Raw genomic sequence first — 23,197 nt, 5'->3', positions numbered from 1 at the left:
GCGGCGCCCCGCCGACGGTGACGGAGAGGTCCGCGCATGGCAGGCGAACGGTTGGACCGCAAGGCCATGCTCGGCCACAAGATCCGCCGGTTTCGGATCGACCAGGGGCTGAGCCAGACCGAGATGGCGGCGCAGATCGGCATCTCGCCGAGCTACCTGAACCTGATCGAGCACAACCAGCGCCCGGTCACGGTGCCGCTGCTGTTCAAGCTCGGCAACGCCTTCGAGATCGACCTCAAGGAATTCGCCGAGGACGACGACCAGCGGCTGGCGGCCGGCCTGTCCGAGGTGTTCGGCGATCCGCTGTTCGAAGGCCAGGGGGTGTCCGACCGCGAGATGCGCGAGCTGGTGGCGGCCGCGCCGGCGGCCGCCCAGGGCGTGCTGACCCTGTACCGGGCCTATCGCCGGATCTGGGAGAATGCCCAGGTGCTGGCCCACGAGGCCGGCGGCGACGGCACCGGCGACGGCCCGCTGCCGCCGGACAGCCCGGTCGAGGCGGTGCGCGACGTGCTGGAGGCCGAGGCCAACCACTTCGACGACCTGGAGCGGGCCGCCGAGGAGCTGTGGGAGGACGCCGGCCTCGACCGCGACGCGCTGTTCGCCGGGCTGCGCGCCCATGTGAAGGCCGCCCACGGCATCGACGTGCGGGTGATGCCGGTCGAGGTGATGGCCGACACGCTCAGGCGCTGGGACTACCACCGCCGCCGCATCCTGATCTCCGAGACCCTGCTGCCGTCGGCGCGGATCTTCCACCTGGCGGTCCAACTCGCCCTGATCGGCCACCGCGAGCGGCTCGACCGCCTGGTCGAGCGGGTCGAGCTGCCGAACGACGAGGCGCGCGGCCTGTTCCGCATGACGCTCGCCAACTATTTCGCCGGGGCCGTCATGATGCCCTACGCGACCTTCCTGCAGGCCGCCAAGGACCTGCGCTACGACATCGAGCTGCTGCGCCGGCGGTTCGGCGCCAGCGTCGAGCAGGTCTGCCACCGGCTGACCGCCATGCAGCGCCCGGGCGCACGCGGCGTGCCGTTCTTCTTCCTGCGGGTCGACAACGCCGGCAACATCTCCAAGCGGCTGTCGGGTGGCGGCTTCCAGTTCGCGCGGTTCGGCGGCACCTGCCCGCGGCTGGTGGTGCACGACGTGTTCCGCAGCCCGGGCCAGCTGCTCACGCAGGTCGCCCGGCTGCCCGACGACACCACCTTCCTGATCATGGCCCGGACCCTCGACCCGATCGGCGGCGGCCGCGACCGGCTGCAGCCGCGCTACTCGATCGCACTCGGCTGCGAGCTGAAGGACGCCCGCCACCTGGCCTACGGCGACGGCGTCGACCCGAAGAAGCCAGAGGCCTTCACCCCGGCCGGAGTCAGCTGCCGGGTCTGCGAGCGCCTGGACTGCACCCAGCGCGCCCACCCGCCGGTCAACCACCGGATCCGCGTCGACCAGGCCCTGCGGCGGGCCCAGCCCTTCGACTTCGTGCGGTAGGGCTCGAATGACCGTCGCTTGTCGCTCCGTGGGTTCCGGATGCATCCCGCCTGCGGCGGTCCGCTCCGGAATGACGACATCGGGGGAATGCGGCGGATTTGCTTCTGACGTCGGCGCGACGTCCTTGCCCTTTCCCTCGTCATTCCGGACGAGCGCGCCGCAGCGCGATCGATCCGGAACCTGCCCGCCGCCCGACTGCGACCGCTGCGCGCTGTTCCGCCGCCGCCGATACTGCTAGCCTGAACCTCCCCGCCCGTGTCAAACGACGGCATGCGCACGCTCTTTCACCTCGCCCTCTCGCCGCAGTCGCGTCTGGTCCGCCTCGTCCTCGGCGAGAAGCGGATGGAGGCGCATCTGCGCGCCGAGCCGATCTGGGACCGCCGCGAGGACTTCCTGGCGATCAACCCGGCCGGCGAGGTGCCGGTGCTGGTCGAGGACGACGGCACCACCGTCGCCGGCGCCGGGCCGATCGCCGAGTATCTCGAGGAGACCTGCCCGGAGCCGGCGCTGCTGCAGGGCGACGCCGCCGAGCGCGCCGAGATCCGCCGGCTGGTCGCCTGGTTCGACCGCAAGTTCGACCGCGAGGTCACCGACCTGCTGGTCGGCGAGAAGGTGCTGAAGCGCTTCCTCGGCATCGGCGAGCCGTCGAGCGAGGCGATCCGGGCCGGCCATGCCAACATCGTGATCCACCTGGACTACATCGGCTGGCTGGCGGAGCGGCGGACCTGGCTGGCCGGCGACCGGTTCTCGCTGGCCGACGTGGCGGCGGCCGCCCACCTGTCCTGCGTCGACTATCTCGGCGACGTGCCCTGGGACCGCAACGCCGAGGCCAAGGACTGGTATGCCCGGGTCAAGTCCCGGCCCAGCTTCCGGCCGCTTCTGGCCGACCACGTCTCCGGCCTGCGCCCCGCCAAGCACTACGCCGACCTGGACTTCTGACGCGTCGGCACGGTTCGTGCTTCGGATCCGGAGCGGTTGGTCGGAACGTTCGCGGCGTCACGGCATTAAGGCTTCGGTAACCAGTTAGCCCTACCGTCGGCCAGGAGCGTGAGGGACGAGTGAGATGATGAGAAGCGACCTCGCTTCGGCCGAAAGCGATCGGCGGCTTTCCCGGGAGGCGGCGGCCCAGCTCCGGGAGATCGCCCATGAGCTGCGCAATCCCCTGAACGCCCTGACGGCGATCGCCGAGATCTTCCGCGACCAGCGCTTCGGCCCGCTGCCGGGCGAGAGGTATCCCGAATATGCCGACCTCGCCCACGGTGCCGCGCTGCGCATGCTGCAGCTGTGCGACCGCCTGCTGCTGGAGGATCCCGCCGCCCGGTCGGTCGCGACGTCGCCGGTGGGCCGGGTCCTGGCCGACATCGTCGGCCTGTTCGGGCCGATGGCCGAGGAGCGAGGGGTGAGCCTGGTTCTCGACCTGCCGGACACGCTGCCCGAGATCCAGGTCGAGGCCGAGGCGCTGACCTCGGCGGTCAACAACCTGGTGGTCAACGCCATCAAGTTCACGCCGCGCGGCGGTCGGGTCACGGTCGCCGCGCGCACCGAGCCGAGCGAGAATGTGGCGGTGCTGGTGATCTCCGACACCGGCGTCGGCATGGACCCGGAGGAGGTCGCCCGGGCAATGGCGCCGGGCTGGGCCGGGGCGGTCTCGACGCTCGGCGTGCACGGCGACACCGGCAGCGGCATGGGGCTGGCGGTGGTGCGCCGCCAGGTCGAGGCGCTCGGCGGATCGCTGGAGCTGCGGTCGGCCCGGGGCAAGGGCACCTGTGCGATCATCCGCCTGCCGCTGCCCGGCGGCGGCTGACCGCCGCGAGGCCTCACCCTTTCAGCAGCCCGTCCACGGCGGCGGCCAGGATCGCCAGGTCGCGGTCGGTCGACAGCCGGTGGTCGCCGTCCTTGATCAGGGTGACCTGCACGTCGTCGCCCTCGATCCGGTCGGCCAGGGTCAGCGCCAGGCGGTACGGCACGTCGGGGTCGCGCATGCCCTGCAGCAGCCGGACCGGCACCCGGATCGGTACCGGCGCCCGCAGCAGCAGGTGGTTCCGGCCGTCCTCGATCAGGTCCATGGTCACGATGCTCGGCTCGTCGGAATACTCCGAGGGCAGCCGCAGGATGCGGTCGGCGGCCAGGGCGGCGCGCTGGGCCTCGTCGAACTCCGCCCACATCAGGTCCTCGGTGAAGTCCGGCGCCGCGGCGATGCCGACCAGGCCGGCGACCCGGTCCGGCCGGGCGACCGCGACCAGCAGCGCGATCCAGCCGCCCATCGACGAGCCGACCAGCACCTGCGGGCCTTCGGTCAGGGTGTCGATCGCGGCCAGGGCGTCGTCGCGCCAGCGGCCGATGGTGCCGTCCTCGAATTGGCTCGACGACTGGCCGTGGCCACGGTAGTCGAAGCGCAGGAAGGCGTGGCCGCGCGCCCGGACATGGGCCTCCAGCGCGGTCGCCTTGGTACCGGTCATGTCCGAGGCGTATCCGCCGAGGAACACCACGCCGGGCGAGCGTCCCGGACTGCGGTGATAGGCCAGGACCTGGCCGTCGGCTGTCGTAAGTTGGTCGGGGGCGGGGGCCTCCGGCGACGCCGGCTGCGAGGCATCCGTCATTGTGCTAGGGTCTCCCGGACATGGACCATCGATGGTTGGAAGGGCCGGTGAACCAGCCGCTCGATCTGGGTGCGACGACCGCGCCGGACTCTATCAGGATCATCGAGGATTACGAAGCGTTCCGCCGGACCACCGTGAGGGGGGCGCCGACGGTGCTGCAGGTCCTCCCGGCCCTGGTGTCGGGCGGTGTCGAGCGCGGCACCGTCGATGTGGCGCGTGCCCTGGTCGAGGCCGGCTGGCGGGCGCTGGTGGTGTCGCGCGGCGGCCCGATGGTGCATGAGCTGGAGCGAGTCGGCGCCCGGCACATCGCCCTGCCGGTGCACGCCAAGAACCCGCTGCTGTGGCGCTCGACCTTCGATGCCCTGGTCGACCTGATCTGGCAGGAGGGCGTCGACCTGGTGCATGCCCGGTCGCGCATGCCGGCATGGCTGGCCTGGCGGGCCGCCCGGCGCAACCGGGTGCCGTTCGTGACCACCTTCCACCAGCGCCCGGCGGCGGCCAACGCCGCCAAGCGGCTGTACAACTCGGTGATGGTGCGCGGCGACCGGGTGATCGCGATCTCGCACTACGTCGCCGACCGCCTGCTGAACGAGTACGGGCTCGATCCGGCCCGCCTGCGGGTGATCCCGCGCGGGGTCGACCTGTCGCTGTTCGACCCGGACAAGGTCACCGCCGAGCGGCTGATCCGGCTGTCCGACCGCTGGCGGATCCCGGACGGCGTGCCGGTGGTGATGCTGCCGGCCCGGGTCACCCAGTGGAAGGGCCACGGCCTGCTGGTCGACGCCCTGGCCCGGCTCGAGCGCGGCTCCTGCCACTGCCTGATGGTCGGCGAGGACGAGGGGCGGCGCAGCGTCAAGGCGGCGCTGGAGCCGAGGATCGCCAAGCTCGGGCTGACCCCGCACATCCACTTCGTGGGCCGCTGCGACGACATGCCGGCGGCCTACAAGCTGGCCGACGTGGTGGTGTCCGCCAGCCTCGACCCGGAGCCGTTCGGCCGGGTGATGATCGAGGCCCAGGCCATGGGCCGGCCGATCGTCGCCGCCGACCACGGCGGGGCGCGCGAGACCGTGCTGCCCGGCGAGACCGGCTGGCTGGTGAAGCCGGGCGACCCGGGGGCGCTGGCCGACGGCATCCGGGCCGCCCTGACCCTCGACGGTGACGGCCGGCGACGGCTGTCCGAACGGGCGGTCGGCCATGTCCGCGAGCACTTCTCGCGCTATCAGATGTGCGCGCGGACGCTGGCGGTGTATAGCGAGTTGCTGGACGGGCCGGCGGCGCGTGCCGACGACGGTGCGGCCGCCGCCGTCTGACCCGTTTCCGAAGCCTGCGCCGTCGAGTGGAATGTCCCGTCCCGGTGGAATGCCCCGTCCCCGCATCCTGGTGATCAAGCTCGGCGCGCTCGGCGACTTCCTGATGGCGCTCGGGCCGATGCAGGCGATCCGCCGCCATCATCCTGACGCCGACCTGGTGCTGCTGACCCGGCCGGCCTATCGCGGGCTGGGGGAGGCGACCGGGCTGTTCCAGGAGGTCTGGATCGACCCGGCGCCGCGCTGGAGCCCGGTCGCCTGGCTGCGCTGGCGCGCAAGGCTGCGGGCCGCCGGCTTCGCCCGGGTCTACGACCTGCAGACCTCGGACCGGACGGCTGGATATTTCCGATTATTCCGGCGCGACCGGACGCCCGAATGGTCCGGCAAGGTCGACGGGGCCAGCCACCGCCACGTCTATCCGGCCGACCACCGACTGCATGCGATCGACCGCCAGCGCGCCCAGCTGGCGGTCGCCGGGATCGCCGAGGTGCCGCTGCCGGACCTGGGTTTCCTGGACGGCGATCTCGCCGGCTTCGGACTGCCGGCACGGTTCGCGCTGCTGATCCCCGGCTCGTCGCCCGAGCGCCCGGGCAAGCGCTGGCCGGCCGACCGCTACGGCGCGCTGGCGGCACACCTGGCGGCGCAGGGCGTAACCCCGGTGGTGGTCGGCGGGCCGGCCGAGGCCGCCGAGGCCCGGGCGATCGCCGCGGTCGAGCCCGCGACGCTGGACCTGACCGGCCGCACCGACCTCGGCCAGCTGGCGGCGCTGGCCCGCAGGGCGTCGGTGGCGGTCGGCAACGACACCGGCCCGACCCACCTGGCGGCGCTCGCCGGCTGCCCGACGGTGGCGCTGTTCTCGGTCGCCTCCGACCCGGCCAAGACGGCGCCGCGCGGCGCGGCGGTCCGCGAGCTGTTCGCGGAAGCGCTGGCCGACCTGCCGGCCGGGCCGGTGATCGGGGCCGTGACGGATCTCATGAAATAGGAATTTACATATTCCTATCGATCGGATAAAACAGGCCGCTCCATGTCCGGGAGCGTGCGATGCCGATCACCCATCTGGACTACCTGCTGCTGGCCGAGGAGAACGAGGGCAACATCCCCTGGATGTACCTCGACACCCGCGGCAACGTGACCGTCGGGATCGGTCACCTGCTCGGCGACGCCGACGAGGCGGCGGAACTGCCCTTCGTCGCAGGCCGCGCCGGGCGACCGGCCGCCGCCGCCGACATCGTGGCGGGTCATGCCGCGGTCCGGCGGGCGCGCCGGCTCGCGACCCGAGGTGCCGGCGCGTTCCGGGGCCTGACCGACCTGCGATTGCCGGAGGCTTCGGTCCTGGCCCTGTACGAGCGGGATTTCAACGCCATCCTCGGATACACCCGGGACGCCTTCCGGTCGGTCGGCGGCGGCTTCGACTCCTATCCGCCTGCCGCCCAGCTCGCGGTGCTGGACATGGCCTTCAATCTGGGTGCGCGCGGTCTCTACCGGCGGTTTCCCCGGTTCCGCGAGCACGGTCTCGGCCGGCGCGACTTTGCGACCGCCGCCCGGGAATGCCGGCGGACCGGGATCTCGGCGAGCCGCAACGACCGGACCCGGGACCTGCTGCTGGAGGCCGCCCGGGCCGAGGCGGATGCCGGGCTCTCCCCGTCGGCCCCGGCGATGCTAGGGTGACCGCAGGCGCGGCCGAACTGGCGTCGGTCGGCGACGTTCCGGGAGTCGGGGATGCTGAAAATCTGGGGACGGCGGGATTCGTTCAACGTCCAGAAGGTGATGTGGCTGGTCGGCGAACTGGGGCTCGAGCACGAGCACATCCCGGCCGGCGGCTCCCATGGCGGGCTCGACGATCCGGCGTTCCGGGCGATGAACCCGCACGGCAAGGTGCCGGTGATCGAGGACGGCAAGGTGGTGGTCTGGGAGTCCCATGCCATCCTGCGCTACCTGGCGGCAACCTACGGCGGCGGCGACTTCTGGCCCGCCGACGCGGCCGCGCGGTCGCAGGCCGACCGCTGGATCGACTGGTCGGCGACGACCCTGCAGCCGGACTTCCTGACCGGCGTGTTCTGGGGCTTCTACCGGACCCCCGAGGCGCAGCGCGACAGCGTGGCCGTGGCGTCCAAGGTGGCGGCCTGCGCCCGTCACATGCGGCAGCTCGACCGGGCGCTGGCCGAGCGGCCCTGGCTCGGCGGCGACCGCTTCGGCCTGGCGGACATCCCGGCCGGCACCAACCTGTTCCGCTACTTCGGCGTCGCGGTCGAGCGGCCGGCGGTACCCAACGTCGAGGACTGGTACCGCCGCCTGCAGGAACGCCCGGCCTACCGTGCGCACGTCATGCTGCCGTTCGACCACCTGTTCGGCCGGCTGGAATTCTGATCCGGTCGCGCGACCGCGGTTGACCGCGTGCCGGCGGCTTGCTCGGATCGTCGCCGAAGCGATCCTTTCCCAGGGAGTGTCCCATGCCGCACGCAACGCTCGATCCGGCGACCGTCGGGGTCCTCGGCGTCCCGAACTACACCCACGGCATCGCCAGCGCAGGCACGACCCGCTGGCTGCACCTGTCCGGACAGGTCGGCCTGAGGCCCGACGGCAGCGTCGCGGCGGATGCGCTGGGGCAGTGCCGGCAGTCGCTCGCCAATATCGGCGCCCTGCTGGAGGCCGGCGGGATGGCGGCCGGGGACATCGTCCACATGCGGATCTTCCTGATCGACCGCGCCGACCTCGACGCCCTGCGGCAGGCCCGCGGCGAATTCCTCGGGGACCGCAAGGTCGCCAGCACCCTGGTCTACGTCTCGGGCCTGGTCGACCCGTCCTGGAAGGTCGAGATCGAGGTGGTGGCGGCGAAGTAAGGCAGCTGGCGGCCGCCCGCTCGGGATTGATGCGGTGGCGGGTCGGTTCCGGATCGGCCCCGCCTCCGGCGTGTCCGTCCGGAATGACGACAAGGGGGAGGCCCCGCCGATCGTCTCTCCTTCCATCGTCATTCCGGACGGGCGCGCCGCCCCGGCGCGGACGATCCGGAACCCAGGAAGTGACGGGCTAGCTCCCTCAGGTCTGGCCGAACAGGAAGGCCAGCAGGGCGAACCGGCGGCCGGCGCGCATGGCCATCACCTCGTGCAGCAGCGAGCAGGAGAACACGATGGCCGAGCCGGTCGGGGTCTTGTAGGCGGCCTCGGAGAACTCCGGGAACCGCAGCTCGGCACCCTCGTATTCGTCCGCGTTCAGGTTGACGGTGACCGCGAACCGGCGGTGCGCCACGAACGGCAGCGTGTTGTCGCGGTGGCCGTGCTGCGAGCCGCCGCGGTAGCCCTCATAGCAGGCGATGCGGTAGCGCTCGTGCCGGGTGACCTGGTAGTTGAAGGCCTTCTGGATCTCCGGCATCAGCCGCGGCACCAGCCGGCTGTCGATGAAGTTGTTGGTCTGCGGCGCGCACACCCAGTGGTCGATGCGGTCGTTGCGGCCGTATTCCGGGATCCGCATCTTGCAGTCCGTGGTCCGGCCCTGCAGCTGGTTGTGGCCGGGCTCCACGAATTCCTGGCCCTGCATGGCGTAGATGCCGATCAGCCTGCGGCAGTCCTCGGGGCTGAGCACGTCCGGCACCACCAGCACCGGTGCATGGATCGAGGGCACCCCCGCCGCCTTGCGCTTCTCGGCGAGCGGCCGGACGCGCTCCAGCACCGCCGCCGCCGGATCGCCGTCGGCGCCCGGGTCGAGGCGCAGCAGCACGTGGCCGTTCGGCGCCACCGCCAGCACGCATGCATCGTCGCCGGGGACGCCGCCATGCATCAGGCGCAGCGCCGACCCGTCGGCGTCCGCGAGAACCGGGAAGGCCGCCGCCGTGCCGCGGTCGGCTTCGGCCGCAGGCAGCACCAGGTGGAGTTGCACCCTGGTCTCATCCAGAGTGTCGCGGGCCGCGGCGAAGGACTGCACGACCGCCCCGGCCTTCGGCCCGGCCAGCGACCACGCGAACACCAGGACATGGAAGCGCCCGGACTGGTCGTCGGAGAACAGGTCGAAATCGGCGCCCGACGGCCGTCGCAGCTTGAGGCGCGGGGCGATGTCGCCCGGCTCGGGCTTCGCGATGGCGGGCTGGGTCTGGACGGTCACGGCAGCCTCGTCGTTCCGGAGCCGGCAGTGAGCCCCGAGCCGCCGTGCGATGCAAGCCTCAAAGCCGGAGATCCGACGCCGGGGTTGAGCCCGGATGGCGCTGGGGTAAGGTGTCGGGATGACGAGGCGGGCAGGTGCGCGATGGGCATGAGGGGAATCGGGACTGCGGTGTTCCGCGCGCTGCTGCCGGCCGCGCTTGTGCTGGCCGCGGTGCCGGCCGTGCCGGCGTCGGCGCAGCAGCCCGATGCCGAAAAGGCCGCGCACACCCGGCTGTTCCTGGACACCTTCCTGACCCGCTGCATGCCGGCGGCCCATGCCGGAAAGCCGGTCGACACCGCCGGCATGACCCCGGTCGAGTCGCCGCTCGCCGAGGTCTGGCTGCACGGCATGGAAGGCAGCGTCTGGAACCCGCAGCCGGACATGCAGGTCGTGATGGTGGTCCGCGAGGCCGGCGGCTGCCTGGTGCTCTCGGCGCTGGGCGACACCGGGGCGGTCGAGGCGGCGGTCCGGGAACGCTTCGGCGCCGCCGCCGCGGGCTTCGAGCAGGAGCACTTCAAGCGCACCGAGGACGGCGGGATCCAGAGCTTCTATCGCACGCGGGCCTGCCCGGCGGCCCAGGGCTGCCGGGTCATCGTCAATACCCGCGGCACCCCGGGCCCGGGCGGGCTGGCGATGATGGCCGGGGCGGCGCAGATCAAGGAGTGAGCGGGGCCGGCCGGCGGCCGAGAGCCACGCTGCCCTTGCGACCGCGGCCCCACCGCGTTAAGTAACGCCGCACCATGATTATCGCAGGCGAACCGATGCGCCGCTCGCGCGAGCTGACTAGCCGGCCGTCTCGGACGTTCAGCGTCTGAGGCGGCGCCCTATCGCAGGGCCGGTGACCGCCGGCCCGACCGGTCCCTGTCAGCCAATCGCATCGAGTCGAGACACGCCATGCCTGCCATAACGCTCCCCGACGGCTCCGTCCGTTCCTACGACCAGCCGGTGACGCCGGCCCAGGTCGCCGCCGATATCGGCCCCGGCCTCGCCAAGGCCGCCTTCGTCGCCAAGGTCGACGGCAGGTTCGTCGACCTGGACCGCGTCATCGAGCGCGACGCCCAGCTCGCCCTGGTGACCCGCAAGGACGAGGCGGCGCTCGAGCATATCCGCCACGACTGCGCCCATGTGCTGGCCGAGGCGGTGCTGGAGCTGTACCCGGAGACCCAGGTCACCATCGGCCCGTCGATCGAGAACGGCTTCTACTACGACTTCTTCCGCGAGGTGCCGTTCACGCCGGACGACCTGGTCGCCATCGAGAAGCGGATGCACGACATCGTCGACCGCGACGAGGCGATCACGCGCGAGGAATGGACCCGCGACCAGGCGGTGCTGCACTACAAGAAGACCCACGAGCCGTTCAAGGTCGAGCTGGCCGAGGCGATCCCCGAGGGCGAGATCATCACCTTCTACCGCCAGGGCGGGTTCCTCGACCTGTGTCGCGGCCCGCACGGCCCGTCGACCAAGACGGTCGGCCACGCCTTCAAGCTGACGAAGGTGGCCGGCGCCTACTGGCGCGGCGACAGCAGCAAGCCGATGCTGCAGCGGATCTACGGCACGGCGTTCGCCGACCAGAAGCAGCTGGACGTCCACCTGCACATGCTGGAGGAGGCCGAGAAGCGCGACCACCGGCGGCTGGGCCGCGACCTCGACCTGTTCCACATCCAGGAGGAGGCGGTCGGCTCGGTGTTCTGGCACCCGAAGGGCTGGACGCTGTACCGCGCCATCGAGACCTACATCCGCGGCCGCCTGGAGGAAGGCGGGTATCGCGAGATCAAGACCCCGCAGCTGATCGACCGGGCGCTGTGGGAGGCCTCGGGGCACTGGGAGAAGTTCCGCGAGCACATGTTCACGGCCAATGCCGAGGACGATCGCGTGCTGGCCCTGAAGCCGATGAACTGCCCGGGCCACGTCCAGGTCTACAAGCAGGGCCTGAAGTCGTACCGCGACCTGCCGCTGCGGCTCGCCGAGTTCGGGTCGTGCCACCGCAACGAGCCGTCGGGCGCGCTGCACGGCATCATGCGGGTGCGCGCCTTCACCCAGGACGACGCCCACATCTTCTGCACCGAGGACCAGATCACCGCGGAGAGCATCCGGTTCTGCGATCTGCTGAAGAGCGTCTACAAGGACTTCGGCTTCGAGGACATCCGCATCAAGTTCTCCGACCGACCTGCGGTGCGGGCCGGCGAGGACGCGGTCTGGGACCGCGCCGAGGGCGCGCTGCGCGAGGCCTGTGACGCCGCCGGCCTGGCGACCACGCTGAACCCGGGCGAGGGCGCGTTCTACGGCCCGAAGCTGGAGTTCGTGCTGCGCGACGCGATCGGCCGCGACTGGCAGTGCGGCACCCTGCAGGTCGACTTCGTGCTGCCGGAGCGGCTGGACGCGGAATATGTCGGCGAGGACGGCGCCCGCCACCGGCCGGTCATGCTGCACCGGGCGATCTTCGGTTCGATGGAGCGCTGGATCGGCATCCTGATCGAGCAGTATGCCGGGCGCTTCCCGATGTGGCTTTCGCCGCTGCAGGTGGTGGTCGCGACCATCACCAACGACGCCGACGGCTACGCCGCCGAAGTGGCGGCGGCCTGCAAGGCGGCCGGGCTGCGGGTGGCGATGGACCGGCGCAACGAGAAGATCAACTACAAGGTCCGCGAGCATTCCGAGGCCAAGGTGCCGGCGATCCTGGTGGTCGGCGCGCGCGAGGCCGAGGGCCGAAGCGTTGCCATGCGCCGGCTTGGCGGTCAGGCTCAGGAAGTGCTTGCGCTGGACGAAGCGGTTAATAGACTTAAATCCGAGGCCACTCCGCCCAGTGGGCAGGTCCCGGCAGAACAGTAACCATCAAAAGGAGACGACCCCATAGCTAGACCCCCGTTCAATGCCGCGCCGCCGTCCAAGGACGGCCCGCGCGTCAACCGCGAGATCAACGTTCGTAACGTGCGTTGCGTCGGCCCCGAGGGCGAGATGATCGGCGTGCTGAGCCTGAACGAGGCGCTCGCGCAGGCTGAGCAGTACGGCCTCGACCTGGTCGAAGTGTCGCCGAACGCCGATCCGCCGGTCTGCAAGATCCTCGATTTCGGCAAGTTCAAGTACGAGGCCCAGAAGAAGAAGAACGAGGCCAAGAAGAAGCAGAAGGTCATCGAGGTCAAAGAGATCAAGATGCGGCCGAACATCGACGATCACGACTACCAGACCAAGATGCGGGCCGTGAACCGGTTCCTCGAGGACGGCGACAAGGTCAAGCTGACCATGCGCTTCCGAGGCCGCGAGATGGCCCACCAGGAGATCGGGTTGAACGTGCTGAAGCGGGTCCAGGACGATCTGGCCGAGGTCGCCAAGGTCGAGGCGTATCCGAAGCTGGAAGGCCGCCAGATGATCATGGTGGTGGCCCCGCGCTGACCTCCGGCGCGATCGCAGAGATATTCGAGCGGCCCGGAGCCTCGTTCCGGGCCGCTTTCGTTTCGGGCGCCCGCGGCGCGGCGGCTTCGGCTCGCCCACCGAACGGCTTGATGCTAGGCTTCGGCTTTCCGGGCCGGGGTCGAGCCCAGGGTCCGGAACACAGGCGGAGCCGCGCCCGGCGGCGCTCGCCGATCTCGAACCGATCCGATGGGGGTGTCCATGATCAGGTCGTATGCTCGCTTGGCCGCTTGTTCCCTGGCCCTACTCCTGGGGCTCGGCGCGCAGGCGTCGGCCGCGGAGCTCTGCACGGGCTACGGCCCGCAGACGCCGCGCGACATCTCAAGCCCGGCGGGTACCAACGCCCGGCTGTTCAGCCCTGCGCCGCCGGCGGACAAACTGAACCTCTGCAACATCCATTTCCACAAGAACGCCGAGCACAAGGGCCCGGGGTTCTCGGTGTTCGCGGGCCCCGGCGAGCAGGGCGGGTACAAGTGCGGCGAGAGTGCCAGCCTGACGCCTGCCGAGCTCCAGGATCCCGCCGGCGGGACCGGGGCGTGCAAGGGGATCAAGCCGGGCGACACCATCGAGGTGCACTGGGTCTACAGCTCCTGCGACGTGAAGCCGGGGGCCGGGCTGGGCGCGTGTTCGAGTGCGCAATGCGGGAATCCGCAGCTGCGCGTCGAGACCCAGGTCTTCCTGCTGGTCAACGACCCCAAGGCGCTGGATTTCAAGAGCTTCGGCTATGAGGGCAACATGGTCGGGGGGGTGCACCAGCCGAAGGCGCTGCCGACCGGCACCGGCCCGGCCGTGTCCTTCGCGGGCTCCACGACCGGCCCGAAATACACCGAGGCGAAATGCTCGGCGCTGCAGGTGACCTGGAACGTCCGGCCGCAATGCGCGCGGGTGAACATCGCGACCGTTCACGACTGGTGCAAGGGGAACGTCTTCCAGGAGGCCTCCGCCCACGGCGTGCGCCAGCTGGTGACCGCCAAGGAACTGCTGGCCCCGATCAAGTGACCGGGGGGCGCCGGACGCCCGGCATGAGGCATCCAGGCCGCCGATCGCCGGGCCAGGCTACCGCATGCCGTCGGCCGGGCCCGGCCAGGCGGGAAGGGTCGTGGTAGTGCCGCCGTTGCTCTGCGTCCATCCGGTCATGTCGATGACGAACATGCGCTGCGGCTCGATCAGCCGGTAGCGTGCGCGGCCGTCTTCCAGCAGCCATTCCAGGTAGCCCGGGCGCGGCGCGCGGCGGCGCGGTCCGAGCGTGGACCGCACGTCGACCATGGCGGTGGTTGGCGCCCAGACGATGTCCATGCCGCGGTGACGCAGCCGGCGATGGACGTGGCGGTGCCCACAGGCGATGACCTGCACCCCGCCTGTCGCACAGGCTTCAAGGAAGTGGCCGCGGACCGGCTTGGGGATGCAGGCGGTCCCCGGCGACTCCTCGTCGGCGGTCCGTTCGAACGGCGGTATGTGGACGAACACCATCACCGGGTGGCCGTCGCGGTGGGCAAGGGACTGCTCCAGGAAGGCCCGCTGCTCGCGTTCCTCCTCCAGGCCGCTGCCCATCAGCGCGGTGTCCAGGCCGATCAGGTGCCATCCTGCGATCTCACGCTGCCACCATTGCGGGCCGACATGACGGCGCCACGCCTGCATCCGGGCGGCGTTGATCGGCTGTTCGAGGCGGGCGAACGGCGGGGCCTCGCCGATGTCGTGATTGCCAGGAATCGCCGCCCAGGGAACGTCGAGGCGCCGCATTTCAGCGGCAGCGAAGGCGAGGTCGCCTTCGACGGCCGGGCCGTTGAACGACAGGTCGCCGCCATGCACCAGCATGTCGGGAGGCGAGGCAGACATGGCCTCGCGAAAGGCGCTCCAGTTGACCGCGAAGTAGGCGTGGCTCGGCGACAGATGGGTGTCGCTCACGTGAACGATCCGGAAGGCTGACATGGTCTCGGCTACGGACGGGAATGTCGAGGTTGCGGGCGGCCACCGGCAAGCAGACGCGCCCCGCGATGGAATTTACCTGGCGCGCATGACGACTTTGCGACGGCGGCTGCCGATTCCGTGCCGTCGCCTCAGAACCACGTCCCCGTCAACGTCACCGGCTCGGTGCCGAGGCCGAGTTTGAAGCGGCTGACCCCCGGCATCGAGGCGTCGAGGCCGCCGAGGTCGAGCCAGCGCACGCCGGCCGCGGCGAGGCGCAGGATGCCCTCCCAGACCAGTCGGTTGTGGGCGTGGGCGGCGCGGCCCTCGGGGCCGGTCCAGGCCAGGTGGTAGGTGGCGGCGTCGCCGTGACGCAGGAACAGTACACCGGCCACCGGGTCGGAGCCGCGCTCGGCCTGCAGCACCAGCACGTCCTGCGGGCGCGCCGCGTGCAGCGCCAGGGCGGCGGCGAAGGTGCCGGTCGGGCCGCCGAACCGCCGGCGTCGGCGGTGGGCGTCGTGGCGGCCGGCCAGCCAGCCGAGCGCCGGCCCGCCATGGGCCTCGCGGATCCGCAGCCGCTGCTTCTCGGCCCGCACCAGCTGGTTGCGCCATTTCTGGTCGAGTCCGGCGCGCAGCGCCGGCGGCCCGGGGGCGAGGTCGAGCCAGGCGGTGGTATAGCCGGTGACCGTGCGGCGCATGCCGAGCCCGCGCATCAGCGCGTCGGCGTCGGCGCCGTGCGGCAGCTCCGGCGTCCAGAACAGCGCGTTGCCCCGGGCCAGCGGCCAACGGTCCCGAATCAACCGGAACGCGGCCTGCCGCAAGGCCGGGTCCGGTGCCGGGTCCAGGAACAGCGGCCCGCGCAGGACCTTGACCAGCCGCACCGCGCCGGCGATCGACCACACCAGCGCCTGCACCACGGCGACCGGCCTGCCGGCCTGCCGGAACACGCCGCGGGCCGGGCGGTAGGGCGAGCCGGCGGCGATCGCCGCGCCGTAGCCCCAGCTCTGCTCCAGCGGCGCCGGCCCGGCCGCCGCCAGCAGCCGGCCCCAGTCGCGCTCGGTGCCGCCGTCCCATGCGAGCTCGAGCCCGCCGCTGCCGATCCCGCCGCTGCCGATCCCGCCGTCGCCGGCCCGGTCCGGCGATTCCGGAAGCCCGTCGTGTCGGTGCCGCTGCCGTCCCTGCCGGCGCCGTGCCGCCATGTGTTCCCCGTCCGCCGTCGAACCGCTAGTGTTCCGCCGGTGACGAGCCTGTTCAAGAAGCCCGTGCTGGTCCACGGCCATCGTATCCCGGCGCGCCGCTATACCGGCTGGGCGCTGGTCTATGTGCTGCTGTTCGTGGCGCTGCCGGTGACCGCGCTGATGCTGCTGCTCGATCTCGCCGGCTGGGCGCTGACGGTCAAGCTGCTCGGGGCGTCGTGCTACGGCATCGGCTGCCTGCTGGGGTAGGGCGGTGATCCTGGGCCACGACGCGGCGCTGCCGCCCGACCGGGCACCCCGGACCCTGCGCACCATCCGGCACGCGGATGCCGAGGGTGTGCTGGAGATGGTGTCGGGCGACCCCAATCCGCGGCTGCGCGCGGTGGCGCTGGACTACACCGGCTACCGCGAGCGCTCGGCCGGGCCGATGCGGCGGCGCGAGCTGCCCTGGCCGGGCATCGTGCTGATCTTCGACTTCGGCCCGACCCTGCGGTTCCTCGACGCCGACGGCACCGTCGAGACCGGCCGTCACCACGGCGGCTTTCTGGCAGGCCTGCACGACGGCACGGTGCTGACCGAGACCGTCGGCGCCCAGAGCGGCCTGCACGTCAACCTCACGCCGCTCGGCGCCCGCCGGCTGCTGGGGCTGCCGATGCACGAACTGGCCAACCGGGTGGTCGGGGTCGGCGAGGTGTTCGGGCCGGCCGGCGGCCGGCTGGTCGAGCGGCTGCTGAACGCCCCGGGCTGGGCGGAACGCTTCGACCTGCTCGACGCTGCGATCGCCCGGCGACTGGCCGCGACCGAGCCGCTGCCGGGCATCGCGACCGCCGGCTGGCGGCGGCTGGAGGCGAGCGGCGGGCGGATCGCCATCGCCGATCTGGCGGCGTCCCTGGACTGCAGCCGCAAGCACCTGGGCACGGTGTTCCGCGAGCATCTGGGGCTGTCGCCGAAGACCGTCGCACGGGTGCTGCGCTTCCACAGGGCGATCGGGCTGTACGACCGCGGTCTGTGCAGCGGCTGGGCCGACGTCGCCTACGAATGCGGCTACACCGATCAGGCGCATTTCGTGAACGACTTCCGGCGTTTCGCCGGGGTCAGCCCGACCGTGTTCCTGGCCACCCGCCGGCCGGTGGAACGCGCCACCCTGCCGGGGTGACGGACGCGGATCAGGCTCTAATCAATAGTATTTAGAGCAGATTCACGCGACCGGATGATCCCGTCCGATCGCGATCTGCTCTATTTCCCGTCCTTCTCCGGCGGCAGCTCGATGCCGGTCAGCATCTGGAACACCTTGATGACCGCGGAGTCGTCCTCACGCCCGAGGCCGGCGGCGGATGCCGCCAGGAACTGCTGGTGCGCGGTCGCGGTCAGCGGCAGCGGGAAGGTGTGGCCCTTGCCGGTCTCCAGCACGATGCCGAGGTCCTTCACGAAGATGTCGACCGCGCTCTTCGGGGCGTAGTCGCCGTCCAGGATGTGCGGCACCCGGTTGTTGAACATCCAGGATGCGCCGGCCGAGTTCGAGATCACCTCGAACAGGGTGATCGGGTCGACACCGGCGCGGATGCCGAGCGCCATGGCCTCGGCCGAGGCCGCGATATGCACGCCGGCCAGCAGCTGGTTGATGGTCTTCACGGTCGATCCGGTCCCGTGCTTCGGGCCGAGCCGGTAGACCTTGGCGGATATCGCGTCGAGCACGTCCTGCGCCAGCAGGAAGGCCTCGTCCGGGCCGGACGCCATGATCGACAGCTTGCCGGTGTCGGCGCCGACGACGCCGCCCGAGACCGGCGCGTCGATCATGTGGATGCCGTGCTCCGACAGGTGGAACGCGGTCTCGACCGCGAAGCTGGCCGGCACCGTGGCGCTGGCGACCACCACCGAGCCCTCGTGCATGGCGCCGACCGCGCCGGCCTCGCCGAACAGCACGGTGCGGACCTGGTCGGCGGTGGCGACCAGCACGATCACCACGTCGGCCTTCTGGCCGAGCGCGGCCGGGCTGGACGCGGCGTGGCCGCCGGCCTCCTCCAGCTCCAGCACCGCGGCGTCGCGCACGTCGAAGCCCCAGGTGTCGAATCCCGCGCGGCACAGGGTCCTGGCGACCCCGAGGCCCATCGAGCCGAGGCCGATCACCCCGACGGTAGTGGTGGCAGCAGCCATGGTCCTGTCTCCGGTCCGAGGTTCTTCAGGCCAACAGTCGGATGAACATACGCACTGACGTGATCGCGAGGAACAGGGCAATCGCGCGAAGCGCCCGGCGACGATCCGCACCCGCGCTGGAGTATCTGGGTGGATCGGTGCCCGTTGCTACCCTCACCGGTGGCGATTTGGAGGCTCACCCCGGTCGCAGGGGTGTGATGCACTACGGCGAGCGATCCATGCGATGACCCCGGTTCGGGAGGGACGCCATGCCGGCCTCGTTCGACCAGCTCCACGCCCGCGCCGCCGACCGCCACGGCGGGTCCAAGGCCCTGGAAAGCCAGCTGCCGGTGCCGAAGTCCCGCGAGGCCCTGGCCGCGATCCCCGACGAGCGCTGGCTGTCCGAGATGACCCGGCGGGTGTTCCAGGCCGGCTTCAACTGGAGCGTGGTGGACACCAAGTGGCCCGGCTTCGAGGCCGCCTTCGAGGGCTTCGACGTGCATCGCTGCGCGATGCTGAGCGACGACGACCTGGACCGGCTGCTGTCCGACCCGCGGATCGTGCGCAACGGCGTCAAGATCCGCTCGGTGCGCGAGAACGCCGCCTTCCTGCTCGACCTCGCGGCCGCCCACGGCTCGGCGGCCCGGGTGTTCGCCGACTGGCCGTCGGAGAACTTCGCCGGCCTGCTCGACCTGCTGAAGGCCAAGGGCGCGCGGCTCGGCGGGCTGGCCGGCGCGATCGCGCTGCGCAACCTGGGCAAGGACAGCTTCCTGCTGTCGGGCGACGTGGTGGCGGCGCTGAAGCGCGAGGGCGTGATCGACGGGCCGCCCGGCTCGCGCCGCTCGATGCAGGCGATCCAGGCCGCCTTCAACGGCTGGATGGCCGAGAGCGGCCGCGGCCTGACCCAGATCAGCCGGGTGCTGGCGCTCGGGGTGGGGGAGAAGGGCGCCCCCCGAACCGAATGACGGACTGCGCTCCGAACGACACCTCCCGTCATTCCCCCCGCCCCCTCATTCCGCCGCCGCCGCCCCCTCGCTCCCCAGCAGCCCGTTGTCCGCGCCCAGTTCGGCCACTCGCCCCTGCACGCCGACGTCCACGGTCGCGAAGCGGAATGGCAGGGCCGGGACCTCGAAGCCGCCGGCGTCGTCGTCGACCCGGCGGAACAGGCCGCGCTCGACCAGGTGCGGGTCGCGCATCGCCTCGGCCACCGTGCGGTAGCGCGCGCAGGGCACGCCGGCGGTCGCCAGCAGGCGCTCGCACTCGGCGGCCGGCCGCTGCGACGTCCAGGCCTCCAGCTCGGCCATCAGCGCGTCCCAGTGCCGCTCGCGCCCGGTCGGGGTGGCGAAGCGCGGGTCCTGCCGCCAGTCCGGCCGGTCGACGACCTCGGTCAGCTGTTCGAAGTTGCGGGCGCTGACCGGGGTGGCCACGACGAAGCCGTCGGCCGCCCGCACCGGCCGGAACATCCAGCGCGGATAGGGCATGGCGAACTGCGCCTCCTGCACCTCCGGCACCATCAGGTTGACCATGGCGTCGAGCAGCGAGACGTCGATGTACTCGCCCTGGCCGCTGCGCCCGCGCGCCAGCAGGGCGGTCTGGATCGCCCCGAAGGCGTAGATGCCGGCTAGCATGTCGGCGTAGTACACGCCGGTCGCCGGCGGCCGGTCCTGTCCGCGCTGATACTGCATCACCGCCAGGTCGTGGCCGCAGGTGGCATGGATCACCGGGGCGTAGGCTGGCTGGCGCGCGCGCGGGCCGTCCTGGCCGAAGCCGGAGATCGAGCAGTAGACCAGGTCGGGCCGGATCGCCGCGAGGGTCGGGTAGTCGAGGCCGAGGGCCGCCGTCACCCCGGGGCGGAAGTTCTCCACCACCACGTCGCAGGTCGCCGCCAGCCGCCTGAGCGCGCGCTGGCCGGCCGGCGCGTACAGGTCGACCTCGACGCTGCGCTTGCCGACGTTCAGGTGGCCGAAATAGCTGCTGAGGCCGTCCCGGACCGGCTGCTTCCGGCGCATGTGCTCGCCACCCGGCGGCTCGACCTTGATCACCTCGGCGCCGCAGTCCGCCAGCATGCGGGTGCAGTAGGGGCCCGACACCACCCGGGTCAGGTCGAGTACCCGCAGGCCGGCGAGCGGCCGGGTTCCGGTTTCCTGGTCCATCGCCCGGTCACGCCGCCAGCAGGTCGGCGGCGGCCGAGAGAGGCACCGGGGCATCGCCCAGCAGCAGGTCGGTGGCGGCGTCGTCGGCGGCCGGCGCCCGGGCCCACAGCGGGTCGGACGGGGTCAGCCGGTGGTCGACCACCATGCGCGCCAGCAGCAGCCGGCGGGCGTCGCCGCCGGCGGCCCCCAGCAGGGCGCCCTCGCTGGCCAGCAGGGTGGCGGTGGTGGCGTGGTACAGCGCCGACGACCCCTTGCGGGCCAGGGTCTCGTCGCCGCTGCGGGCGATCTCGTCGGCCAGGGCGACCGCGCGCTGCACCAGCGCCTGCAACTGGCCCTTGAACTGACCCGGGACCGGGGCGTGCTCCAGGGTCTGGCGCAGGCTGTCCTCCAGGTCGGCATGGGCGCCGACCTTGCCGACCGCCCGGGTGATCACGTCCAGCGAGTTGATGTTCGACGTGCCCTCCCAAAGCACCCCCAGATGGGCGTCGCGGACCAGCCGGGCGTTCACGAAGTCCTCGATGTAGCCGTTGCCGCCGCGCACCTCCATGGCGCCGGTGGCGACCCGGACGTTGTCGCGGGCCGAGCGGTACTTGAAGACCGGGGTCAGGATCCGGATCAGCCGGGACGCGCGCGCGTCGCCGGCCTCGGCCGCGGTGATCCGCTGTCCGAGATACATCGCCATCGACAGCGCCTGCTCGGTCGGCACCATCAGCTTCATGAGCTGGCGGCGCAGCAGCGGCTTGTCGATCAGCCGGCCGCCGAAGGCGCTGCGGCCGCGCGCCACCACCAGTGCCTCGTTCATGCAGCGCCGCATCATCGAGGCCGCCCGCACACCGTGCGACAGCCGCGACAGCGCGACCTGGTCCATCATCATCTTCAGCCCGCCATACTCGCCGGAGCCGTCGTCCTCGTCCCGGGCCCGGCCGAGCGGGTAGGCGACGGCGCCGTCGAAGACGATCTCGCCGGACGCCATCGACCGGCTGCCGAGCTTGTTCTTCAGGCGGACGATCCGGTAGCGGTTGCGGCTGCCGTCGTCGAGGGTGCGCGGCATCGCGAACAGCCCGAGGCCCCGGCTGCCGGCGACCGCGCCCTCGGGCCGGGCCAGCAGGATCGCGATGTCGGCGTCGGCGCAGGAGCAGAACCACTTCTCGCCGTACAGCCGCCAGCCGCCGCCCTCGCGGCGCGCCTGCAGCTCGATGTTGCCGACGTCGGAGCCGCCGGTACGCTCGGTCATGAACTGGGCGCCCTTCAGGATGCGGCCCATGTCCTGGCTCAGCATGCGCTCCAGGAAGCGCGCTTGCAGCTCCGGGCTGCCGTAGCGCTTGATCATGGTCGCCGAGGTCTCGGTCGCCGAGATCGGGCAGAGCTGGCCGAACTCGGACTGGCCGAACAGGTACTGGCAGACGAACTTGACCAGATGCGGCAGCGGCTCCGGCCAGCCCAGCACCCCCGGCTTGTGGATCATGCAGGCCAGCCCGAACTCGCCGAAGCCGACCCGCTCCATCTCGCGATAGGCCGGGTGGAACTCCAGCCGGTCCTCGAACCGGCCGCGGGCGTCGCGCGGATGCAGAACCGGGCCGTGCCGGTCGGCGAGCCGCGCCCAGTCGTCGAGCTCGTCGCCGGCGATCCGTCCCAGCCGCTCGAGATGCGGCAGCAGGTGCCGGCGCAGGTCGTCCGGCAGGTACAGGGTCAGCAGGTCCTGCAGGCCGCGGTCGAGCGCGAAGAAATCGAGACCGTGGCAGTCCGGCGCCACCTGGTCCGCCAGGTCGGGGGCGCCGGGATCGGGGGCACCCGGATCGGGATGCTGCGGGGTCGGGCGCTGCGGGGTCGGGTGCTGGATGTTCATCGGCGCTTCCTCCGGACTCTTCACCGATCGCGGGCCGACCGGGCGCGTGATTGCTGTTCCGGCTATCATGGGAAACGATCGGACCTTGGCAAACGAGGCTTTCGCGGCTTTTGATTGATCAAACCGCAATCAGGAGGAGGTCCGCATGCGCCCCTTGCCTTCGGCCACGGCCCTACAGGCCTTCGAGGCGGCGGGCCGACTCGGCAGCTTCCTGCTGGCGGCGCGCGAGCTGAACGTGACACCGGGCGCGGTCAGCCGCCGGATCCAGGCACTGGAAGCGCATCTCGGCCGACCGCTGTTCGAGCGCGACCACAAGCGGGTGGCGCTGACCGCGTCGGGTGACGAATACCTGCGCGACATCCAGGTGCCGCTGCAGCGCATCGTCGCGTCGACCGAGCGGCTGCGCGCCGGCCATCGGGCCGAGGGAATCTCGGTCTGCGCCTACCCGACCTTCGCGATCCGCTGGCTGATCCCGCGCTGGGGCCGGCTGCACGACCGCTACCCGCAGATCGACATCCGGCTCAGCACCTCGCTCGAGCCCGCCGCCTTCGACTCCGGCCAGTACGACCTGGCGTTCCAGATCCTGCGCGGCGACGAGGCGCGGCGCGGGCTGGACGCCGAGACGCTGCTGGACATCGACACCTACCCGGTCTGCGCTCCGGCGCTGGCCGAGCGGATCCACGCGCCGTCCGACCTGGCAGCCCATACCCTGCTGCACAGCGCGCCGCGGCCCGGCGACTGGCCGCAATGGCTCGACGCGGCCGGGGTGGCCGGCATCGACCCGGGGGGCGGCCTGCATTTCGAGACCACCAACCTGGCCTGGCACGCCGCCATCGAGGGACTGGGGGTGGCGATCGGGGTCGAGGCCCTGGTCGCGGAGGATCTGGCGGCCGGCCGGCTGGTCCGGCCGTTCGAGATCCGGCGCCGGTCGCGCCATCCGATCGGCATGGTCTGCGCCGCCGGCAAGGCGGCCGATCCGCTGCTGGGGTCGGTGCGGGACTGGTTCCGGGCCGAGGCGGCGGCCGGATGAGGC

The 23,197-nt window shown here is 71.7% G+C and carries 23 protein-coding genes; 16 read left to right on the top strand and 7 right to left on the bottom strand.

Translation table 11 applies throughout. The features are described 5' to 3' along the window. Nucleotides 1-36 precede the first annotated feature (36 nt). From RIC31_RS06120 to RIC31_RS06110, 3 genes are all read left to right on the top strand, one after another. A complete protein-coding gene (locus tag RIC31_RS06120; protein ID WP_350104282.1) occupies nt 37-1,482 on the top strand; it encodes a helix-turn-helix domain-containing protein in 1,446 nt (481 codons plus the stop codon). Between the two features lie 270 nt (nt 1,483-1,752). Beyond that, nucleotides 1,753-2,421 carry a glutathione S-transferase family protein gene (locus RIC31_RS06115; protein WP_350104279.1) on the top strand — a complete coding sequence of 223 codons (669 nt, stop codon included), beginning with the start codon at nt 1,753-1,755 and terminating at the stop codon, nt 2,419-2,421. 127 nt (nt 2,422-2,548) lie between these two features. Then, complete coding sequence (locus RIC31_RS06110) at nt 2,549-3,286, top strand: sensor histidine kinase (protein WP_350104277.1); 738 nt, start codon at nt 2,549-2,551, stop codon at nt 3,284-3,286. Between the two features lie 13 nt (nt 3,287-3,299). On the opposite strand, the gene RIC31_RS06105 is transcribed toward RIC31_RS06110, so the two are convergent. Next, the gene (locus RIC31_RS06105) at nt 3,300-4,082 is read right to left on the bottom strand and encodes an alpha/beta hydrolase (RefSeq protein ID WP_350104275.1); all 783 of its coding nucleotides are present in this window, start codon (nt 4,080-4,082) and stop codon (nt 3,300-3,302) included. A 47-nt stretch (nt 4,083-4,129) separates the two neighbouring features. Here RIC31_RS06105 and RIC31_RS06100 point away from each other — a divergent pair, with 47 nt between their 5' ends. The 5 genes from RIC31_RS06100 to RIC31_RS06080 all read left to right on the top strand — a co-directional run bounded on the left by RIC31_RS06100 (nt 4,130) and on the right by RIC31_RS06080 (nt 8,229). Then, on the top strand, nt 4,130-5,392 hold the full coding sequence (locus RIC31_RS06100; protein ID WP_350104272.1) for a glycosyltransferase family 4 protein: 1,263 nt from the start codon (nt 4,130-4,132) through the stop codon (nt 5,390-5,392). A 49-nt stretch (nt 5,393-5,441) separates the two neighbouring features. Then, nucleotides 5,442-6,371, top strand: coding sequence for a glycosyltransferase family 9 protein (locus RIC31_RS06095; RefSeq protein WP_350104270.1), 930 nt, complete (start codon nt 5,442-5,444; stop codon nt 6,369-6,371). 59 nt (nt 6,372-6,430) lie between these two features. Further along, nucleotides 6,431-7,057, top strand: a complete 627-nt coding sequence (locus RIC31_RS06090; protein WP_350104268.1) for a hypothetical protein — start codon at nt 6,431-6,433, stop codon at nt 7,055-7,057. Between the two features lie 51 nt (nt 7,058-7,108). Next, a complete protein-coding gene (locus RIC31_RS06085) occupies nt 7,109-7,756 on the top strand; it encodes a glutathione S-transferase family protein (protein WP_350104266.1) in 648 nt (215 codons plus the stop codon). An 83-nt stretch (nt 7,757-7,839) separates the two neighbouring features. Then, nucleotides 7,840-8,229, top strand: a complete 390-nt coding sequence (locus RIC31_RS06080; protein WP_350104263.1) for a RidA family protein — start codon at nt 7,840-7,842, stop codon at nt 8,227-8,229. A gap of 196 nt (nt 8,230-8,425) precedes the next feature. Here the strand turns inward: RIC31_RS06080 and RIC31_RS06075 are convergent, their stop codons facing one another. Further along, entirely contained in the window at nt 8,426-9,484 is a 1,059-nt protein-coding gene (locus tag RIC31_RS06075; RefSeq protein ID WP_350104260.1) for a 2OG-Fe(II) oxygenase family protein, read from the bottom strand. 147 nt (nt 9,485-9,631) lie between these two features. Here RIC31_RS06075 and RIC31_RS06070 point away from each other — a divergent pair, with 147 nt between their 5' ends. From RIC31_RS06070 to RIC31_RS06055, 4 genes are all read left to right on the top strand, one after another. Next, complete coding sequence (locus RIC31_RS06070) at nt 9,632-10,189, top strand: hypothetical protein (RefSeq protein WP_350104258.1); 558 nt, start codon at nt 9,632-9,634, stop codon at nt 10,187-10,189. Nucleotides 10,190-10,417: 228 nt separating this feature from the next. After that, nucleotides 10,418-12,352: a threonine--tRNA ligase gene (thrS, locus tag RIC31_RS06065; RefSeq protein WP_350104256.1), complete on the top strand. Its 1,935-nt coding sequence runs from the start codon at nt 10,418-10,420 to the stop codon at nt 12,350-12,352. A gap of 21 nt (nt 12,353-12,373) precedes the next feature. Beyond that, a complete protein-coding gene (gene infC / locus RIC31_RS06060; protein ID WP_350104694.1) occupies nt 12,374-12,913 on the top strand; it encodes a translation initiation factor IF-3 in 540 nt (179 codons plus the stop codon). Between the two features lie 240 nt (nt 12,914-13,153). Then, entirely contained in the window at nt 13,154-13,930 is a 777-nt protein-coding gene (locus RIC31_RS06055) for a delta-class carbonic anhydrase (protein WP_350104253.1), read from the top strand. A 57-nt stretch (nt 13,931-13,987) separates the two neighbouring features. Here the strand turns inward: RIC31_RS06055 and RIC31_RS06050 are convergent, their stop codons facing one another. Both RIC31_RS06050 and RIC31_RS06045 read right to left on the bottom strand, forming a co-directional pair. Beyond that, on the bottom strand, nt 13,988-14,860 hold the full coding sequence (locus RIC31_RS06050; RefSeq protein ID WP_350104250.1) for a metallophosphoesterase family protein: 873 nt from the start codon (nt 14,858-14,860) through the stop codon (nt 13,988-13,990). Nucleotides 14,861-14,988: 128 nt separating this feature from the next. Next, complete coding sequence (locus tag RIC31_RS06045; protein WP_350104248.1) at nt 14,989-16,035, bottom strand: GNAT family N-acetyltransferase; 1,047 nt, start codon at nt 16,033-16,035, stop codon at nt 14,989-14,991. A gap of 39 nt (nt 16,036-16,074) precedes the next feature. Between RIC31_RS06045 and RIC31_RS06040 the strand changes: the two genes are divergently transcribed. Together RIC31_RS06040 and RIC31_RS06035 are read left to right on the top strand one after the other, a co-directional pair. Then, entirely contained in the window at nt 16,075-16,281 is a 207-nt protein-coding gene (locus RIC31_RS06040) for a hypothetical protein (protein ID WP_350104246.1), read from the top strand. Nucleotides 16,282-16,285: 4 nt separating this feature from the next. Next, entirely contained in the window at nt 16,286-17,188 is a 903-nt protein-coding gene (locus tag RIC31_RS06035) for a helix-turn-helix domain-containing protein (RefSeq protein ID WP_350104244.1), read from the top strand. 80 nt (nt 17,189-17,268) lie between these two features. Here RIC31_RS06035 and ltnD read toward each other — a convergent pair whose 3' ends face one another. Then, on the bottom strand, nt 17,269-18,186 hold the full coding sequence (gene ltnD, locus RIC31_RS06030; protein WP_350104241.1) for an L-threonate dehydrogenase: 918 nt from the start codon (nt 18,184-18,186) through the stop codon (nt 17,269-17,271). 248 nt (nt 18,187-18,434) lie between these two features. Here ltnD and RIC31_RS06025 point away from each other — a divergent pair, with 248 nt between their 5' ends. Further along, nucleotides 18,435-19,130 carry a DNA-3-methyladenine glycosylase I gene (locus RIC31_RS06025; protein WP_350104239.1) on the top strand — a complete coding sequence of 232 codons (696 nt, stop codon included), beginning with the start codon at nt 18,435-18,437 and terminating at the stop codon, nt 19,128-19,130. A gap of 45 nt (nt 19,131-19,175) precedes the next feature. Here the strand turns inward: RIC31_RS06025 and RIC31_RS06020 are convergent, their stop codons facing one another. Next, entirely contained in the window at nt 19,176-20,318 is a 1,143-nt protein-coding gene (locus RIC31_RS06020) for a CaiB/BaiF CoA transferase family protein (protein ID WP_350104237.1), read from the bottom strand. 7 nt (nt 20,319-20,325) lie between these two features. Then, nucleotides 20,326-22,164 carry an acyl-CoA dehydrogenase family protein gene (locus tag RIC31_RS06015; protein WP_350104235.1) on the bottom strand — a complete coding sequence of 613 codons (1,839 nt, stop codon included), beginning with the start codon at nt 22,162-22,164 and terminating at the stop codon, nt 20,326-20,328. A 145-nt stretch (nt 22,165-22,309) separates the two neighbouring features. On the opposite strand from RIC31_RS06015, the gene RIC31_RS06010 reads away from it, so the two are divergent. After that, entirely contained in the window at nt 22,310-23,194 is an 885-nt protein-coding gene (locus tag RIC31_RS06010; protein WP_350104231.1) for a LysR substrate-binding domain-containing protein, read from the top strand. Nucleotides 23,195-23,197: the final 3 nt, after the last annotated feature.

The sequence above is a fragment of the Thalassobaculum sp. genome, from assembly GCF_040219615.1.
Lineage (GTDB): Bacteria > Pseudomonadota > Alphaproteobacteria > Thalassobaculales > Thalassobaculaceae > Thalassobaculum_A.
The sequence above is the reverse complement of the archived record's forward strand: the minus strand, read 5'-3'. Positions and strand labels throughout refer to the sequence as shown.